At 51.0% G+C, this 18,943-nt stretch carries 18 protein-coding genes; 2 read left to right on the top strand and 16 right to left on the bottom strand.

Translation table 11 applies throughout. The annotated features are described in order from the left end of the window. Window positions 1–7 precede the first annotated feature (7 nt). From VXK30_RS06200 to VXK30_RS06125, 16 genes are all read right to left on the bottom strand, one after another. A complete protein-coding gene (locus tag VXK30_RS06200) occupies window positions 8–967 on the bottom strand; it encodes an ABC transporter permease (RefSeq protein WP_275716765.1) in 960 nt (319 codons plus the stop codon). Continuing rightward, the gene (locus VXK30_RS06195) at window positions 964–2,463 is read right to left on the bottom strand and encodes a sugar ABC transporter ATP-binding protein (RefSeq protein ID WP_275716767.1); all 1,500 of its coding nucleotides are present in this window, start codon (window positions 2,461–2,463) and stop codon (window positions 964–966) included. The genes VXK30_RS06200 and VXK30_RS06195 overlap by 4 nt, the downstream gene beginning before the upstream one ends. A gap of 16 nt (window positions 2,464–2,479) precedes the next feature. Continuing rightward, a complete protein-coding gene (rbsD, locus tag VXK30_RS06190) occupies window positions 2,480–2,878 on the bottom strand; it encodes a D-ribose pyranase (protein ID WP_275716769.1) in 399 nt (132 codons plus the stop codon). A 38-nt stretch (window positions 2,879–2,916) separates the two neighbouring features. Continuing rightward, window positions 2,917–3,846, bottom strand: coding sequence for a ribokinase (gene rbsK, locus VXK30_RS06185; RefSeq protein ID WP_275716771.1), 930 nt, complete (start codon window positions 3,844–3,846; stop codon window positions 2,917–2,919). A 54-nt stretch (window positions 3,847–3,900) separates the two neighbouring features. Next, on the bottom strand, window positions 3,901–4,926 hold the full coding sequence (locus VXK30_RS06180) for a LacI family DNA-binding transcriptional regulator (RefSeq protein WP_275716773.1): 1,026 nt from the start codon (window positions 4,924–4,926) through the stop codon (window positions 3,901–3,903). A gap of 483 nt (window positions 4,927–5,409) precedes the next feature. Further along, window positions 5,410–6,753 (bottom strand): APC family permease, encoded by a 1,344-nt coding sequence (locus tag VXK30_RS06175; protein WP_275716776.1) that lies wholly within the window; start codon window positions 6,751–6,753, stop codon window positions 5,410–5,412. A 135-nt stretch (window positions 6,754–6,888) separates the two neighbouring features. Continuing rightward, on the bottom strand, window positions 6,889–7,038 hold the full coding sequence (locus tag VXK30_RS06170; RefSeq protein WP_275716778.1) for a FeoB-associated Cys-rich membrane protein: 150 nt from the start codon (window positions 7,036–7,038) through the stop codon (window positions 6,889–6,891). Between the two features lie 17 nt (window positions 7,039–7,055). Next, a complete protein-coding gene (gene feoB / locus VXK30_RS06165) occupies window positions 7,056–9,062 on the bottom strand; it encodes a ferrous iron transport protein B (protein ID WP_275716780.1) in 2,007 nt (668 codons plus the stop codon). After that, window positions 9,059–9,292: a FeoA family protein gene (locus tag VXK30_RS06160; protein WP_243122606.1), complete on the bottom strand. Its 234-nt coding sequence runs from the start codon at window positions 9,290–9,292 to the stop codon at window positions 9,059–9,061. Before VXK30_RS06160 ends, feoB begins: the two co-directional genes overlap by 4 nt. Before the next feature lie 224 nt (window positions 9,293–9,516). Beyond that, window positions 9,517–10,752, bottom strand: coding sequence for an aminopeptidase (locus VXK30_RS06155; RefSeq protein WP_275716782.1), 1,236 nt, complete (start codon window positions 10,750–10,752; stop codon window positions 9,517–9,519). A gap of 70 nt (window positions 10,753–10,822) precedes the next feature. Continuing rightward, window positions 10,823–11,488, bottom strand: coding sequence for a M48 family metallopeptidase (locus VXK30_RS06150; protein WP_275716784.1), 666 nt, complete (start codon window positions 11,486–11,488; stop codon window positions 10,823–10,825). After that, a complete protein-coding gene (locus tag VXK30_RS06145) occupies window positions 11,489–12,202 on the bottom strand; it encodes a DNA alkylation repair protein (RefSeq protein WP_275716786.1) in 714 nt (237 codons plus the stop codon). A gap of 165 nt (window positions 12,203–12,367) precedes the next feature. Next, complete coding sequence (locus VXK30_RS06140; protein ID WP_275716788.1) at window positions 12,368–14,407, bottom strand: FtsX-like permease family protein; 2,040 nt, start codon at window positions 14,405–14,407, stop codon at window positions 12,368–12,370. Further along, window positions 14,397–15,164, bottom strand: coding sequence for an ABC transporter ATP-binding protein (locus VXK30_RS06135; protein WP_141827724.1), 768 nt, complete (start codon window positions 15,162–15,164; stop codon window positions 14,397–14,399). Before VXK30_RS06135 ends, VXK30_RS06140 begins: the two co-directional genes overlap by 11 nt. Window positions 15,165–15,270: 106 nt before the next feature. After that, window positions 15,271–16,275, bottom strand: coding sequence for a sensor histidine kinase (locus VXK30_RS06130; RefSeq protein WP_275716792.1), 1,005 nt, complete (start codon window positions 16,273–16,275; stop codon window positions 15,271–15,273). Further along, window positions 16,272–16,937, bottom strand: a complete 666-nt coding sequence (locus tag VXK30_RS06125; protein ID WP_442868010.1) for a response regulator transcription factor — start codon at window positions 16,935–16,937, stop codon at window positions 16,272–16,274. Before VXK30_RS06125 ends, VXK30_RS06130 begins: the two co-directional genes overlap by 4 nt. A 216-nt stretch (window positions 16,938–17,153) precedes the next feature. Here VXK30_RS06125 and VXK30_RS06120 point away from each other — a divergent pair, with 216 nt between their 5' ends. Together VXK30_RS06120 and VXK30_RS06115 are read left to right on the top strand one after the other, a co-directional pair. After that, window positions 17,154–18,149 (top strand): asparaginase, encoded by a 996-nt coding sequence (locus VXK30_RS06120; protein ID WP_275716794.1) that lies wholly within the window; start codon window positions 17,154–17,156, stop codon window positions 18,147–18,149. A 103-nt stretch (window positions 18,150–18,252) separates the two neighbouring features. After that, window positions 18,253–18,936: an SGNH/GDSL hydrolase family protein gene (locus VXK30_RS06115; protein WP_275716796.1), complete on the top strand. Its 684-nt coding sequence runs from the start codon at window positions 18,253–18,255 to the stop codon at window positions 18,934–18,936. Window positions 18,937–18,943 lie beyond the last annotated feature (7 nt).

Raw genomic sequence — 18,943 nt, 5'->3', positions numbered from 1 at the left:
TGCCAATTTATTGATTAACTTTAGCTGACAAGTCCTTGAATTTCTTGTCGGCCAATACGGCGATAAGAATGACAACGCCCTTCACAATATTGGTGGCAAACGGGTTTACGTTCATCAGTGTGAGGATATTGTCAAGCACTCCAAGAATCAGCGCGCCGATTACCGTCGGAAGAATAAAGCCCTGGCCTCCCGCCAGACTGGTTCCGCCGATGATAACGGAGGCGATGGCATCCATTTCATATCCTTCCCCCGCCGTGGCGGCCGCTGTACCAAGCCTTGCGGTGAGGATGATTCCGGCCAGACTGGAAAGCAAAGCGATGATGATATAGACAATCCATTCGTTCTTCACAACGGAAATTCCGGAAAGCCTGGCCGCCTCACGGTTTCCGCCGATTGCGTAAACCGTGCGCCCGTAAGCGGTGTGCGTAAGTAAAATATAGGCGGCCAGATAAACGAACAATAGAATAATAATCGGAACGGGGATTCCGGCAAGGCTGCCTTTTCCCACAGCCTTATAGATATCCGACTGTACGGAGATCGGCGTGCCGTTGGTATAAACCAGAATGCAGCCTCTCAGGAGGGTCATCATTGCCAATGTGGCGATAAAGGCTGGAATGCCGCACTTTGCAATAAAGAATCCGTTGATGAATCCACAGATAAGACCGGTTAAAAGACCGATGCCGACGGCGAGCGGAACGGAATCCGTCGTCTGCAGCACACCGGCGGAAAACGCGCCGGCCAGTCCCACAACGGAGCCCACCGAAAGATCAATTCCGCCTGTCAGGATCACAAACGTCATCCCTGCGCCGATAATGGCGGTAATGGAAACCTGCCGGATCACGTTCAGCATGTTGGAGGCGCTTAAAAAGGCGGGCGACAGGAATGCGGCGACAATCAGGATCAGGACAAGAATGATGCTCGTTCTATGTACGGTTAAAACCCGAAAAGTTTTCTCTTTCGCATTCATTCACCAACACCTCCTGCGGCATAGGCCAAAATCAATTCCTGATTAGATTCATTTCTATTTAAGGACATGACAATTTTTCCTTCCCTCATAATCAGTATTCGGTCGCTCATCCCAATGAGCTCCGGTAAATCTGATGAAACCAGAATGATACTTTTCCCTTCTTCCGTCATCCGGTTCATGATTTGATAAATTTCCGACTTTGCGCCGACATCAACTCCGCGGGTAGGCTCATCCATAATACAGATCGACGGGACCGTTTCAAGGATTTTTGCAAAGACCACCTTTTGCTGATTTCCGCCGCTTAAATTCTGTCCCAGCTGGTTGTAGGAACTTACCTTAATATTCAGGGAGCGAATGTTCTTGGTTACCATTTTCTCCTCTGCCTTATGGTTCACGAAAGAATGGCTGCATATTTTTTTCAGCGATGACAGCGAAATATTTTCCTTTACGCTCCGGATGAGAATCAGTCCCTCGTTTTTCCGGTCGTCGGAAACAAATCCGATTCCGGAACGGAGCGCTTTGCGCGGAGTGCTGCAGTCCGCCGGTGCATTCCCGATTTTTATTTCGCCCTTTTCCATGGGGATGGCTCCGTACAAAATTTTGGAAAGCTCGATATTTCCGGACCCCATCAGCCCGGCGATGCCGAGGATTTCTCCCCTTTTCAACGCGAAGCTGACGTCCTTTACTCCGCGCCCCGTAATGTTCTTTGCTTCCAAAACCGTTTCCTTCCCGGAATACTCTCTGTGGGGATACAGGTCCGAAATGTCCTTACCCACCATCATCGACACCAGCTCCTGATAGCCAATGTCCCCGATATTTTTTGTCGCCACATTTTTTCCGTCCCGGAAAACCGTGACCCGGTCAGCCAGCTTGAAGATTTCATCCAGACGATGGGATATGTAAATGATCGAAATACCTTCCTGCGAGAGCGACCGGATGATGGAAAACAGGATGTCGATTTCCTCATCGGTCAGCGCCGCTGTCGGCTCATCCATAATGATAACCTTTGCGTTTCTGGACAGGCACTTGGCGATTTCAACCATCTGCGCCTGTGCAACAGACAGCTTATTGACCGGAAGCTGTGGATCAACGTTCAGCTTCAGCCGTTTTAGCAGTTCTTTTGCTTTCTGATTCAGCGTTTTCCAGTCAAACAGCCCGTTCTTCTTTTTTGGAAGAGCTTCCAGAAAAATATTTTCGGCAACTGAAAGATATGGGATCAAGTTGAATTCCTGATAAATCATGGAAATTCCTTTGTCTCTGGCTTCTTTCGTAGAGTGGAAAGAAATTTTTTCACCCTCAAAATACATGTTCCCGGAAGTGTAGGGATGCGCGCCGGAAATAATCTTCATCAGCGTGGATTTGCCCGCGCCGTTTTCACCGCACAGAGCATGAATTTCGCCTTTTTTTATTTCAAGGTGTACACCGTCAAGTGCTTTTACGCCCGGAAAAATTTTGACAATGGAATCCAGTTTTAAAATGATATCGTCTTCCGGCATTCTTTGACCTCCTTACTTAGTAGGCACATGCACAAACCAAAATAACGCTCGGATAAGGGGTGAATTCCCCGGTGCGGACAATCGCCCTGGAGGATTTGGTTTTTTCTTTCAGGTCCACATGGTCTACATACTCTATCGGAATATCCTTTGGAAGCACTTCTAAAATCTTCCGATGCATGTCCGGGCTGACCGTTTTCAGTTCTTTTGCAAGAATCGCCTTTTCCACCACAATGCTGTCCAGAATTTCTTTCAGAACGTCAAGATACTTTGGTTCGTTCGGCTTCCACGCCAAATCTACCTTTTCCACTCCGTCCGGAACGGGCAGACCGGCATCGCTGACAACCAGCGTATCCTTATGGCCGAGATCAGCCAGCACATGGGCAAGCTGCGCGTTTAAAATTCCACCTTTTAACATTTGCGTTCTCTCCTTTGACTGTTTTCAGGACGTTTGCTTCATTTATGTTCCGACAAGAACTGATCGATCTCGCTGCGCACAGGCATGGAGGGAGTCGTCCCCATCCGTGTGACGGAAATGGACGCCGCCGCGTTTGCAAACCCGCAGGCTTCCCAGATATCCTTGCCCTCCGCAAGAGACGCAACCAGCGCGCCGTTGAAGGCGTCTCCCGCGCCCGTAGTGTCAAGCACATCCACCTTGGGTACGGGAAGAATTCCGTGCTTTTGCTTCGTTGAAACGAACACACCCCGTTTTCCAAGGGTAATGACAACGGTTTTTACCCCTTTTCCGAAGAAATACTCCGCCGCTTTCTGTGCGTTTTCCTCGCTGTCAACCTGAATGCCTGTCAGAATTTCCGCTTCCACCTCATTGGGCGTAATGATGTCGACCTTTCTCAGGAGCTCGTCGCTGATCGGCTGTACGGGAGCCGTATTGAAAACAACGGTCACGCCGTAACGGTGCGCCATGTCCACGACGCGCTCCACGGCATCCACATTGGTTTCCAGCTGCGTTAAAAGATACCCTGAGTTTTTGACGACTTCCTCAACGGAGTCCACGTTTTCCTTCGTAATTTCGGAACATGCGCCCAGCGTAACCATGATCGCGTTCTGGCTGGTCGTTTCATCCACCATGATCAATGCGGCACCGGTTTCACTTTTTTCCGAAAAAAACACATGGCTTGCATCCATATCCAGTTCCTTCATCGTATTCAGTGCGATATTGCCGAAGGTATCGCGCCGGATTTTTGTCACCATTGTGACATCCGCGCCGGCTTTCTTGGCCGCGACCCCCTGATTGAAGCCTTTGCCGCCGGGTCCGATCCGGAACACCGACCCTTTTACGGTCTCTCCGGGTACGGGCAGATGGGGCGCTCTTGACATCAGATCAACAACAAAGCTTCCGAATACGGTAATGTGTTGCTGTTTCATAATCATTCCTCCATTTAAAAATATGTAATCGGTTCCACATTATGGTATAAAAAATCACCTGAGCCCTTTTAATTTTTCGGAACCGCGCAGAATCAGTTTCGGCATCAGAATGGTCCGCTGGATGTTGTCCGTATTTTTACCGGATTCCAGTTTTTCCATCAGCAGTGTAATGGCCACTTCACCCATGGCAAAGGTGGGACGGTCGATCACCGATATCTTGATATTAAGAATATTCAGCATTTCAATTTCATCAAAACCAAGCAATGAAATATCTTCCCCGATCTTCTTCCCGGTTTCATTCAGATATTTAATGCACCCAAGCGTCATCATATTGTTGGAAGAAAAAATAGCGGTGGGAAGCGGCGACATGGCAAATATCTTCTTCGTGATTTCATATCCGCTTTCAAGCCTGAAATCGCCGTAGAAAATCAGGTTTTCGTCCAACGGAATCTGATAGGCTTCGAGGGCCTGTTTATACCCTCTGAGACGGTCGCGCCCCGGCTTGGAAGTCTTGGGGCCCGCGATAATGGCGATCCGCCGGTGCCCGTTCTGAATCAGCGCCTGCATTCCCTCAAAGGTACCGGCAATATTATCAATAAACACGCCGTCAAATTTGGAATGCTTCACATCTCTGTCGATCAGGACAATGGGAATGCCGATGCTTTCCATAAATTTCAGATATTCCGCATTGAATTCATTTGCGTCTGAGGTCGGCGTAATAATGATTCCCTTCAGCTTCTGCCCTTTCAGCATTTTCAGCGAGCGCCGCTCGTTCTCTTCGCGCTCGTTGGTGTCACAGAGCAGAATATTCAGGTTGGATTTCTCCGCTTTCATTGTAATTCCCTTGATGACCTCGCCAAAAAACGGATTGTTGATATCCGGTACTACAACGCCAATGGTATTTGTTTCGTTTTTACTCAGGTTTCTTGCCAGAACATTGGGAACATATCCGTTTTCGCGGATAGTTTCCTCCACAATAGCTCTGGTTTCCATCTTTACATAGCCGCTGTTATTGATGACTCTGGAAACCGTTGCAGGGGATACTTTTGCAATTTTTGCGATGTCTTTTATTGTAAGCAATGGTCAATACACCCTTCGCAAAGATTTTGTTGCAGAAAATTTATAAAACTGGTTTCATAAATTTATAAATTATTTGGTTCATCTCTTAGTGTGCTTTTATTATATCTTAATATTTTTTAGATATCAATTATAATATTACCTAATTATATAAAGTATAATTAGACAATTTAAATAATGAAATCGATTTCATCATATCTGTTTCACAGCTGAATTGATAGCTTGGTAATACATCCATTTAGAGAATTCTGACATGAAAGGAGAGCTTTGTCAGGCACAAAGAATCAATCCGGACAGCAAAATTTCAATGGGTTCTGACGGTTTTATGGAATCCCTTTCATATATTCGGGGACCAAACAGCCCTATTGACCCATAGCAAAAGGACTCAGAACAAAGATAGTTCTGAGTCCTTTTTATTGTCGGTTTGAAAGGCAGGCAATTTTATGCCTTACATAAGTCCCTGCCTTAAAAGCTGTCCATTCAATTTTATGAAACAGATAAATGGTGCCTCCGGTAATAAAGCAGAGCAGCCAGCACCACCAGAATGCAGAACGCCGCGTACAGGAAGAAGAGCTTGCTTTGCAGGCCGCCTGAAAGGATGAAGAGGGAGCCGAGCGTCGCCAGAATGGGAACGGCAACCCCGCGGAAAGCACTTTTGATTTCTCCCGCGCGGTAAAGCGCAAACACCTTGTAGTACAGAATAATATAAAAAATATAGCTCATAACGATAGCGATTTCAGAAACATCCGAATTGGGGAGCAGCCCGAATTTGACGGTGATAAAATGAATTGCCGCCCAGAACGTGGTGATAACATAGCAGAAGATTGCGGAATTCACCGGCATTCCATGTTTTCCATCCTGCTTTGAGAGCTTTCCGGCAAGCGGGAACATCCCTTTTCCTCGCAGAGCCATGGAGTACGGAAGGCGGATATAACCCAGAATAATGCCGTTTGCCGTACCCATTACCGCAATAATAACGAAAATCAGGACCAGCTGCGCACCGAAACCGCCGAACAGATTTTTAGCGACCGTATAGACATGAGCGTCCTGCAGCGCGACGATTTTCTGAGGGTCCAGCAGGCTGGAAACGCCGACAAAATACGCGACATAGGTAATCAGGATAATGACCGGCGCAATCACCAGCGCGCGGGGCAGGTTCTTTTTGGAATCGCGGATTTCCGGCGCAATGGAAGTGGAAATGGACCAGCCGTCAAAGGAATAGGCAATCGGCCCAATGGCGGAAAGCCAGGCCGCTCCCCCCAGGGTAGAGGGGGCAACGCTTTGAAATCCTTTGGCGGGATTGCCGAAAAACAGGCCGCATACCGCAATGACGGCCAAAGGAAGCATCTTGCTGATGGTGGAAAAATTCTGGAACCCACCTCCCAGCCTGGCGGACAGGGAATTCATCACAAAGTTCAGCGTATAAAAGAGAAAGCCGATCAGCATTTGATTTTCCAGTGTGCCTTCCCATCCGAACAAAAGGCAGATGTAAATGCCGACCACCCACGAAACCACCGCGGCAATGGTGGGAAAATACACAAAAATCTGGAACCAGCCCATCCCACAGGCGAGTTTTTCGCTCGCGAATTCCTCCACATACGTGATGATCCCGCCGGGGCGGTCGGCGCGGGAGGCCAGCTCGCTGATGCAGAGCCCGCCGAAAATGATGCTGGTCGCACCCAGCACGAAAACAAGAACGCCAAGCGGGACGCTTCCTCCGGTAGCCGCCAGAATATTGTCGCTCTTAAAGAAAATTCCGGAGCCGATGCAAATACCGATAATCATGGTTACCGTAGTGAATAGTCCGTAATGGTGCCTTGTCTGTTCCATATATTATTATCTCCCCAAACCAATTTTCCTGCCTGATTGCAACGTTTCTATTCTATCACGGCGCAATGTGTTTGAATAGTGTTTGAGCAAGAAAAAATCTCTCTTTTGCCGGGAAGGCAAAGGAGAGATAAATTTCTATTTTTTATCTTTTCTGGTACAGGAATGACAGGATGCGCACCGGCTGCAGTCGCCGCAGCATTCGTTTCTGTGCCGGTAGGAATACCGGATCGCAAACACAAGCAATACGGCGATCACCGCCAGAATTGCATAATCAATCAGCTGCATAACGCTCCCTCCCGCCGTCAGCGGCAAATCAAAAGGCCGATATGATAGACGAAAAACGCCACGATCCAGGCGACGCCCGTCTGGTAAAGCACCATGGCCACCGCATTTTTCGAGCTGTTCATTTCACGCCGGACAGCGCTGATCGCCGCCACACAGGGTGTATAAAGCAGCGTAAAGGTCAGGTACGACCACGCAGTCAGCGGGGTGAAAAGCTGGGACAGCGCCGCGGGCAGATTGGAAACACTGGTTCCGGTCAGAACCGCAAGGGTGCTGACGACCGCTTCTTTGGCGGTAAAGCCGGTAATCAAAGCGGTGGAAACACGCCAGTCGGTAAAGCCGAGCGGCGCAAACAGCGGCGCGATCACCTTGCCGACGCCGGCGAGCATGCTGTCGGCGCTGGTGGCCACCACATTCAAGCGCGTGTCAAAGGTCTGAAGGAACCATATGATAATCGTTGCCACAAAGATAACGGTAAACGCACGCGTTAAAAAATCCTTTGCCTTATCCCACATCAGCAATGCAACACTTTTCGCACTGGGAAGGCGATAGTTTGGCAGTTCCATGACAAACGGCACCGGTTTTCCGTGAAAAAGCGTGCTTTTCAGGATCAGACCGCTGATAATGCCGACGAGGATTCCGGTAACATAAAGGGCGATCATCACCAGCGCGCGGTGCTTCGGGAAGAACGCGACGGTAAACATCGCGTAAATCGGCAGCTTTGCGCTGCAGCTCATAAAGGGAGTCAGGAGGATGGTCATTTTGCGGTCACGCTCACTGGAAAGAGTGCGGGTCGCCATGATGGCGGGAACGGAGCAGCCGAACCCGATCAGCATCGGCACAAAACTGCGGCCGGAAAGCCCGATCTTGCGGAGCAGCTTATCCATGACAAAGGCGACCCGGGCCATATACCCGCTGTCTTCCAGAATGGAAAGGAAAAAGAACAGCACCACAATGATGGGTAAAAACGAAAGCACGCTGCCGACCCCGGCGAATACGCCGTCGATCAGAAGCGAATGCACGACCGGGTTGATGCCGTACGCGGTCAGGCCCGCGCTGGCGGCTTCGGTAAGGAAGTCGATGGCGAGGGAAAGAAGGTCGCTCAGCGCGCTGCCGATCACCCCAAAGGTCAGGTAAAATACCAGCATCATAATGGCAAGAAAAATCGGGATCGCGAGATATTTATGCGTCAGGATTTCGTCGATCGCCACGCTGCGCCGGTGTTCTTTGGATTCCCCTATTTTTACAACGGAATCCTTGCACAGTCCTTCGATAAACGTGTAGCGCATATCCGCCAGGGCGGCTTCCCGGTCGGTGCCGAGCTCCCGTTCCATTTCCGTTACGCTGTGGCCCACCATATCCTTTTCGTTGTCCGAAAGGCCCAGCGCGTTCATTATGGGATCGTCGCCCTCGACCAGCTTCGTCGCCGCGAAGCGCGGCGGTACGCCGATCCGTTCGGCGTGATCCTCCACCAGATGGGCTACGGAGTGAATGGCTCTATGTACTGCGCCGGTGCAAAAGTCCTGGCGCTTCGGTTTCTGCTTCGCCGCGGCGGTGCTGATCGCCGTTTCAATCAGCTCGTCGATCCCTTCATTCTTGCTGGCCGAAATGGGAACGACCGGCACACCGAGTTCTTTCTGAAATTTTTCTATAATAATGGTCCCGCCGTTGGCGCGGACCTCATCCATCATGTTCAAAGCGATTACCATGGGAAGATTCAGCTCGATCAGCTGCATGCTCAGGTAAAGATTGCGCTCAACATTGGTTGCGTCCACGATATTGATAATCCCGTCCGGATGGTTGTTCAGTATAAAGTCGCGGGTGACAATTTCTTCACTGGTATAAGGGGAAAGAGAATAGATGCCCGGAAGATCCACCACCGTTACGTCGCGGTGCCCGCGGATCACCCCGTCCTTTCGTTCAACCGTAACCCCCGGAAAATTTCCCACATGCTGGTTGGAACCGGTGAGCTGGTTGAACAGCGTTGTTTTTCCGCTGTTCTGGTTCCCGGCTAACGCAAAAATCATCGGCTTAACGTCCCTTCCACTTCAATCTTTTTTGCATCCTCAATCCGAATGGTCAGTTCGTAGCCCCGAAGATGGATTTCAATCGGATCGCCCATCGGCGCAACCTTTCTCACCATCACCTCTGTGTGGGGAGTCAGTCCCATATCCAGCAGCCTGCGCCGCAGCGCGCCCTCACCCCTGACTTCAACAATCTTTGATTTACGGCCGATTTGCAGTTCATTTAAGGTCATAAGAGCCTCCATCATCTGATTTCTTATTAACTTGTGATGCTCCTCAGGCATTATATGTTAGCCTCTGCTAACATATAATATTTTAGTCTGTACAATGGAATTTGTCAAGGAAACCATGGCTAATTGTTAAATGTTTTTCAAAAACCGATTCCCGCATTCCTTCTCCCGCTTTTTTGCTTTAAGGCGCAAAAAAGCGGCCACAAAAGCGAACCGCTTTTCTTAATTTAAATGATGAAATTTCCGTTCCGGAATACAGCGATCTGTTTTCCGGCCCACGTGGTACCGGTAATCTCCATATCCGCGCTTCCGAACATAAAATCACAGTGGATTTTGGAATAGTTGGAGCCGAGTTTTTCCAACTCTTCCCGCTTTAATTCCGCGCCGTTTTTCAGATTGTCCGGGTAGGAAGCGCCGAGCGCCAGATGGCAGGAGGCATTTTCGTCAAAGAGCGTGTTCAGGAACAGAATCCCCAGCCGTGAAATGGGCGAGTCGTACGGAATCAGCGCCACTTCGCCGAGGTAACAGCTGCCCTCGTCGAATCCGATCAGATTTTTCAGGGTATCCTCTTCCTTTTCCGCCTGAAAACCGATTACCTTTCCGTCCTGAAAATCCAGATGGAAATTTTCGATCAGCTTGCCCTGGTAGCTCAGCGGCTTTGTGGCGTATACGCGGCCGTCCACTCTGTATTTATCCGGCATGGTAAAGACTTCCTCGGTCGGCATATTCGGATTGAAAACCGCGCCGTTTTTCGCCCTGTCGCAGCCGCCCGCCCAGATGTGGTCTTTAACAAGTCCGACCGTCAGGTCCGTTCCCAATCCGTTTTTAAAATGGAGGGACTTGAAGCGGAACCCGTTCATTAACTCGCAGTGATGGCTGAGCTCCTCATTGTGCCGCTCCCACTCGGCGACCGGGTCGTTATCCTCCGTAATCCGGACGCTTGTGAGAACCGCGTCCCACAGCGCGGCAAGGGCCTTTTCGCCGCTGAGGTCAGGAAAGACTTTTTTCGCCCACGGGACGGTCGGAATCGCGACGATGGACCACTGGCCGTAGTTCGCCATGGTATAGTATTCAAACGGCTCAAACGCGGTTTCTTTCGCCATACGGACAGTTTGGAGCTTCTTTCCGTCAATTCCCGCCAGAAGTCCGGGAGTCGCGGACTCGACATACAGGAAACAGCATTTTTGGTCGATGCAGTTTCTCTTCTGCTCAATCTTCCACGGAGCTATCCGGGCCAGCGTTTCCGTGCTTTCCTGCTGAAGGGCAAGCTTCGTTACCGCTTCGTCGTTCCAAAGGACAAGCACTTCCCCGGCGCCCGCCCGGTATGCTTCCTCCACACACAGGCGGGTAAAATACGCACACTCCACGGACGACGTAAGAACAAGCATCTGTCCCGGCTGTACATGGACCCCCATGCAGACCGCCAGGCGCGCATATTTGCGCAATATTTCCTCTTTTACCATCAATAATCTCCCTTTCTTTTGATGTTCAATGTTCCCCCTGCAAATCAGTTTATACCCATTGGGACCGCAATCAATCCCATCCCTGCTTCTGCAGCTTCTGCGCGGAAGCCTTCAGCTGTCTGCGCCGCTCCGGATAGTCCGGCAGGATCTGCCCGACCAGCGCCCAGAAGCGCGGGGAATGGTTATGCTCGACGGTATGCGCAAGCTCGTGGACGATCACATAGTCGATCTGCTCCGGCGGGACGAGAATCAGCTTCCACGAATAACTCAGGCGGTTTTTTCCGGAGCAGGAACCCCAGCAGGTACGCGCCGAGCCAATCCGCACGCCCGAGGGCCGAAAGCCGGTGCGCCCGGCATAATCATCCGTCCTGCGTGAAAGGACGTCCTGCGCAATCGACTGATACAGGCGGACAAGCTTCGGTTTCAGCGTTTCAAACGCTTCCTGCGGCAGGAGGAAACCCGTCCCGTCAAAAGCGACGTGTTCCCCGGGCAGTACCGGGTATTCCTTCCCCATCAGCGGCAGCGTCGAGCCCGGGGAAACGCGGAATTCCTGCCGGGCAGCGGCGTTCGCCGCCATCTGAGAGGACTTCTCCTCGATCCATTCCTGCTTTTCACGGACAAAGCGGTCGATTGTCCCCTGGGCGGCCCTGAGCGGGGCGCGGACAGTCACGTTGCCGTCCCGGTCCACACAGATGGCAACGGTTTTGCGCCGGGAACGGATCAGCTGATATTCCATTTACTTCCCCCTGCGTTTCATTCCCCGGATGACCGCTTTGGTCCGGTCATCCACACGGAAGGATTCCACGATTTTCTGCAGCGTTTTGTTGTAGGTCCAGTCGTCCAGGCCGTCCGTCTGCAGATAAGCCATGGTCTTTTCCGGATATTTCACAAAACAGACGGACAGCGCCCACGCCACGCCCATTTTGACATAGTAGCCGTCGTGACGCACCCGGTAGTAGATTTTCAGGACCGGATCGATGGTTTCGTCCGTAATAAAATAGTCCATCAGCATGATGACGGCAAAGCGCAGCTCGTATTCTCTGCCGCTTCGCAGATACGGCTGTAAAAATGCGAACAGCCTTTCCCGGTCCTTCGCCGCCGCTTTCAGGGTGGAGCAAAAGCCGTCGCACACCGCCCAGCTGTTGATTCTCGGGACAAAGTCCGCGATCAGGGCGAAAAGCTCGTCCTGCTCCATTTTGGCATAGCCGATGAGAAACCCGCGCAGCATGATTTCTTCCATAGAGGCGTCCCGCAGCCCCGCGAGGCAGGCGCGCCAGTCGCCCTTCCCGATCTGCTTTGCAAGCGCCCGCAGCTTCGGGATACGCACGCCGAGAATATGCTCCACCCCGGGGACAATTTTATACTGCATTTCGCGGTACGGCTCGTCGGCCAGCGAAAGAAGATGCTCCGAGAGCGAAGGATAACCGGTGTATACAAAATCGTTTTTCATATCGTTTCCCCTGTTATGATTTGGTAATTCCATTATATATTCTTTGGGGAAGAAAGACAACAGCCGCCGGTCAAAATGACCGGCGGCTGAAAGGCTTAAAGAAATCTTTCACAGCAGGAAAGGAAATAAATCAGCAGCAGCTTGATCAATAAAAGAATAATCATATCAGTTCTGCCTTTGATGAATCATGCTCCTGCTGCCGAAATAGGTCGTGAGGAAATAGCCCCCGTAGATAACAAGGAAAAACACGGCGGTAATGAGGGTGTTTCCCAAAATATCCAGATGGCCGAACTGCGCCACCAGCGAATTGGCGACATAGATGCCGACCGCCGAATGGACGACCGCAAGAGAAAGCGGAAGCATAAAATAGATGGCGATCTGGACAAACAGGGAGTGATCGATCATCCTCTGTTCCGCGCCGAGCCGTTTCAGCAGGCCATAGCGCTCCAGATTGTCGGAGGCTTCGGAAAGCTGCTGCAGCGCAAGCACGGCGGCGCTGGTAATCAGGAAGACAAGCCCGATATAGATCGCGAGATACGAAATCATCGTCTTGATCCCCGTACTCTGATCGTAGACCAGCTGTTTGGTAAGAGATGTGTGATAGGGGGTGGAAGACTCATCGGCCGATTCTTCAGGATAAACCTTTTCTACCGCCGCAACGAACTGTTCGTCGGTAACGCCGTCTTTATACTGGAGATTGAGAAAAGCGATCTCTTTTTTCAGGCCTTCCACCAGCGCGTCCGGCACAATCAGCGTTCCGGGATCGGCCATCATCATGCTTGTCTGGAAGGCGGTATCCAGATACTGGCGGCTCTGCGCCTTCAGCGTTTTCCCGTTCAGCACAACCGTATCCTTATGATTCAGAAAATACTCGATCACGGGCTTCATATCGACGTAGCTGCAGTTGATCAGGAATTCATCGTCCCGCAGGGAAACCGTGGGCCTCCCCTGCAGCTTTGCGGCCGCGTTGTAGTCGCTTTGCGAAACACAAACCACCGCAGCGTCTTTACTCTGTTCCATCAGCTTGCCTTGTGACGGCGCACCCGGCAGAAACAGCTCGGAGTACTTCAGATGATCGGTGTAATAAGCGGTCATCTGTGCGTACGACCTGGTCAGTCCGTCCAAATCGACGCCATGGGCAATCATCTGCCCGGCGATATCATCCGCCAGCGCATTGCGTTTCAGTTCGTCCTCCCCATACGAATAATAATAGGTGTAGGTCGCGTCATACGGCGTAGCGCCCTTCAGGTCCTTGCTGAGCACGTCGGAAAGCCCTATCCCCGTGGACAGCGTGCCGATGGTGACCAGCAGCATGATGCAGATGACGGACATGGAGACGAAGGTCGTATTGATTTTAGAATTGATCTGGCGCAGCACGAACATGTTCAGGTTTTTGAGATACAGCTTTTTGTTCGCCTTCACCACGCGGAGCAAAAAGCCGGACAGGGACATAAAGAACAGCAGCGTACCGATGCTGCCCAGAACAATGGCCGCCGTAAACTCGGAATTCACCTCCATCATGCCGTTGTCGATAATCAGGTGATAGGCGGTGAGGATGCAGACAAGCGCCACCAGAAACAGGATCACCGAAATCCAGAGATGCGTAAACCGCAGCTTCTGATTTTTCTTCGAAGCGTTCAGCAGATCGATCAGTTTATACCGCGAGACCGCAATCGTATTGAAAACAATCACGATCAGAAAGATGATTCCGAAATACAGGACGGTCTTATAAAACGCGTGGGTGGAAAACGTAAAAAGGAACGCTTTCATGTCCACCTCGAACAGCTTCGCGGTGACAACGGAAAGCCACTGGGAGGCAAACACGCCGACCAAAAGGCCCACCGCAAGCGAAAACACGCCGATAATCATCGTTTCCAGAATCAAAATGCGCGATATCTTGCCTTTCGCCATGCCGAGCGTCATGTAAACGGCAAGCTCTTTTTTCCGGCGCTTGATCAGGAACTGGTTCGCGTAAACGACCAGAAAGCCCAGAATAATGGAAATAAAAACGGACACATAGTCGATCGTGGTAATCAGCGACGCAATGATTCTCGCCTGCGCCTTGCTGACCTCCAGCAGCGCGGTCTGGGAATCGATGGAATTGAAAACATAAAACAGGCTTACACCGAACGTCAGGGTCAAAAAATAGACGGTGAAATCGCGGATGCTTTTCGTGACATTCTTGAAAGCAAGCTTAGAGAACATTGGCGTTGTCACCTCCGAGCAGGGTCACGACCTCAATGATTTTATTGAAGAACTGCCTGCGGGTGTCGCCCCCGCGGACCAGCTCGTTGAAAATCCGGCCATCCTTGATAAACAGGATCCGGTGGCAGTAGCTGGCGGTAAACGCGTCGTGCGTGACCATCAGGATGGTCGCTTCCAGATTGCTGTTGAGCGTTTCAAAGCTTTCCAGCAGCATCCGGGAAGATTTGGAATCCAGCGCGCCGGTGGGCTCATCCGCCAGAATCAGCGCGGGCTGGGTGACGATGGCGCGGGCCGAGGCGACGCGCTGCTTCTGTCCGCCGGACATCTGGTACGGATACTTTTTCAGGACATCCTCGATCTCCAGTTTCTTCGCGACCTGGCGCACGCGCACGTCGATTTCCCCCGCCGGAGTCTTGATAATGGTCAGCGCGAGCGCAATGTTTTCATACGCGGTCAGTGTGTCCAGCAGATTGAAATCCTGAAAGATAAACCCGAGCTGTTCGCGGCGGAACCGGGACAGCCTTGCGGAGTTCAGCCGGGTAATATCCTTTCCGTCGATGATGATATGGCCGGCCGTCGGGGAATCAATGGTGGAAATACAGTTCAGCAGCGTCGTTTTTCCGCTGCCGGAAGCGCCCATGATGCCGACGAATTCCCCTTTTTCCACTTCAAAGCTGATATCGTCCACCGCTTTGGTCAGGTTGCCTTTATTTCCGTAATATTTCTCAACATTCTCAACCGTCAGAATTTTTTGCATCTGTTTTTCTCCTTTTCAAATTGTATTAACAGTATAATACAATTTTACGGAACAAACCATTGATTTCCCTTACGGCAGACTTACAGTTTTGTAAGCTTGAAGCGGATCATTCAAACATGTTGCTTCTCGGGAAGACGATGGAAACCAGCGTCCCCTTTCCCTCGGTGGACGCGATCGAGACGCCGAGGTTCAGCTTATCGCAGAGCTTTTTGCACAGATACAGCCCGATCCCGGTCGATTTTGCGGAGGTTCTTCCGTTTTCGCCGGTAAAACCCTTTTCAAACACCCTGCCCAGGTCTTTTTTCGAAATACCGATCCCGTTGTCCGAAATCATCAGTGTAACGCTGTTCTGATTCTGAAGCCCGTAAATTTTGATTTCCGGCTCCCGGCTCCGGTACTTTACGGAGTTCATCAGAATCTGGCCGATAATGAAGTCCGTCCACTTCCCGTCGGTAAACACCGTTTTGTCCAGCGCGGAGGTTTCCACATGGGTCCTGCTTTCGATCAGCGCGGCGGAATTCTTTTTGAGCGCCGAGCCGACAAGCGCTTTCAGCGTGATGCTTTTGATGACGTAATCCTTTTCCACATGGTTGCTTCTGGAATAGAAAAGTGCCTGCTCCACATAATTCTCTATTTTTGATAGTTCCTCATTTAAGCTGATCGTGACCTCGTTTTTGTTGTTTTCAATCATCAGCCTGCTGGAGGAAATCGGCGTTTTGACCTCGTGCACCCATGTCTCAATGTATTCCCGGTATTCGCTGGAAGCGCGGCGGTACCCGGCGATCTCGTCGTTCATCGCCTTGCCGGCCGTCTTCACACATTCGCAAAGCAGCTTTCCCTCAAGAAAGGACGGCTCGTCCAGCATTTCGGAAATCAGATATTTTTTGTCCAGCTTTTCCAGGTTTTCAAGCATTCCGTTATAAAATTCCCTTTTCCTGAGAAATTCCAATGCCAGCGCAGCCGCTTCCCCCGCCAGAAACACCAGCGGAACAAAAAGGGCGGCATAAGCGCCCACTTTCAGAACGGACAGCAGTACGGCCGCAAAAAAGGCCGTCAGCACCACAAAGAGCAAATGATAAATCTTATCCGCTAAAAAATTTTTCAGACTCATACCAGATACCCCAGACCCCGTTTGGTCGTCAGATAATCGCGCACGCCGATGCCGTCCAGCTTTTTGCGCAGCCGGTTGATGTTGACCGTCAGCGTGTTGTCGTCCACGAATTCCTCCGACTGCCACAGGTCGTTCATGATTTCCTCGCGGGAAACGATGCGGCCCCGGTTGCACAGAAGCACGTGCAGAATGCGCAGTTCGTTTTTGGAAAGCTCCGTCTCGTTTTCCCCGAAACGCGCGGTCCCGCGGGAAAGGTCGAGCTCCAGCCCCCGGTGGGAAAGGACGCTGACCGGTTCGGACGGATAAGCGCGCTTTAAGACGGAGGCGATCCGCGCAAGCAGAATCTGCGTATTGTAGGGTTTCGTAATAAAATCGTCCGCACCCAAACTCATGCTCATCAGTTCGTCGACGTCGCTGTCGCGGCTGGTCACGATGATAATGGGAAGCTGGGAGCTGCGCCGGATTTCCCGGCAGATATGGTACCCGTCGTAAACCGGCAGGTTGATATCCAGAAGCACGAGCTGTGGATTTTCCTTCAGGATCACCTCCGGCATATGGGCAAAATCATCCGACGAAGCACAGGCATAGCCGTATTTTTCAAGGAGCCTTGTCAGCTCCTGTCTGATTTTCACATCATCTTCCACAATAAAAACAGAGGACACGCAAATCCGCCCTTTCTACCAAAATATCATTGGTCCCATTTTTCTGATTTTCATTATAAAACATTCCGTGTTGGGAAGCAATTGGGCGGTTTTGTAGAAACTGCGAGAAAAAGCTTGGAGAATGCCTCTGATTTTAGAGATCGCTTCATTTACTTTCTAAGCTATTAATGATAGTATATTGTAAATCATGCTCATCAATATAACCGGGGTGTTACCATGAATCAATTACTGCTGATTACCACCGGGGGGACCATCGCCTCCGAACCGACGGACGAAGGGCTTGCGCCGTCGCCGAGCAGCCGGCAGCTGGCCGACTTCATCGGCGGGCTGACCGCCGAATACGACGTTGACGTTGAAGATTTATTTCAGCTTGACAGCTCCAACATACAGCCCGAGGAGTGGCAGTGCATTGCGCGCACCATTGCCCGCGAATACGGCAAATACGACGGAATCGTTCTGACCCACGGCACGGACACCATGGCGTACACCGCCTCCGTACTTTCGTTTATGCTGCGCAACATTCCCATTCCGGTGGTCATCACCGGCTCCCAGCTGCCGATCAGGCATCCCCTGACGGACGGCGTGGAAAACCTGCGCTGCGCCTTTGCAATGGCCTGTTCCAAAAAGCCCGGAGTCTTTCTTGCGTTTGACCGCAAGGTCATTTTAGGAACACGCGCGGTGAAGGTGCGCACCACGGGCTTTGACGCCTTTGAAAGCGTCAACTGCCCCCCCGCCGCAACCGTCGACGCGGGCGGCTTAACGTTCAACGAAAGCATTCTGCCGCAAATGGGAGGCGGATTTTCTCTGGAGGATCAGCTTTGCACCGATGTTTTTCTCATCAAGCTGACTCCCGGCCTGAACCCCGAAATTTTCGACATGCTCCTGAAAATGAACTATAAGGGAATCGTGATTGAAGCGTTCGGCGCGGGCGGGCTGAATTTCATCCGCCGCGATCTGACCGCACAGCTGCAAAAGATCGTGGAGCGCGGCATTTCCGTTGTCGTATGCAGCCAGTGCCTGTACGAACGGAGCGACTTCACCATTTATCAGGCCGGACAGAAAGCACTGCAGAGCGGGGTCGTCCAGGGATTTGACATGACGACGGAGGCGGCTGTCACAAAGCTGATGTGGGCGCTGGGAAAAACAGAAAAATCCGGGGAAATAAAGCGGATTTTCGCCACAAATTATGTGGGAGAGATCAGCCTTACATAATATTCTGCACTCTTTGCGTAATAATATTGACATATGATGTATTCTGTTATATAGTATTAAATACTATATAACAGAATTATTATAATTACAAAGGAGTGCTGTTATGATTCAATCCGTATGCGTATTCGGCGATTCCGTAGCCGAAGGTATTGTTTTTGACAGTGTCCGTAAAAAATACATCCTTTTGAAAGACAGCTTTGTCGGCATGATTGAAAAGAACAGTCATATTGCCATCAGAAACTTTTCAAAATTCGGCTGTACCGTCACAAAAGGCGGCGAGGTACTGAAAAAGCACATATCCGAACTGGGCCGGTACGACTACACGGTGCTGGAATTCGGCGGAAACGACTGCGATTTCAACTGGGCGGAGGTCTCGGCTTCCCCGGAAAGTAACCATGTACCGAACACCCCGGTTTCCGTATTTGAAGAATATTATTCCCGGATGATCGACGAAGTGAAAGCGTGCGGCGGCAAGCCGGTGCTGCTTTCCCTGCCGCCGATCGACGCGAAACGGTACTTTGACTGGATTTCACGCGGGCTGAACCCGGAAAATATTCTCCGCTGGCTCGGCGACGTGGAATTTATCTACCGCTGGCACGAAATGTATAACCTTGCCGTCAACCGGCTGGCGATCCTGCACCATGTCCCGCTGATCGACATCAGCAGCGCGTTTCTGAAAACCGGAAATTATCAGAACCTGATCTGCGAGGACGGTATCCATCCCAATGAAAACGGACACCGGCTGATCGGCCGGACCATTGAAAAATACGCTCTTATAAACGCATAGGACAGAG

Source organism: Caproiciproducens sp. CPB-2, assembly GCF_036287215.1.
GTDB lineage: Bacteria > Bacillota > Clostridia > Oscillospirales > Acutalibacteraceae > Caproiciproducens.
The sequence above is the reverse complement of the archived record's forward strand: the minus strand, read 5'-3'. Positions and strand labels throughout refer to the sequence as shown.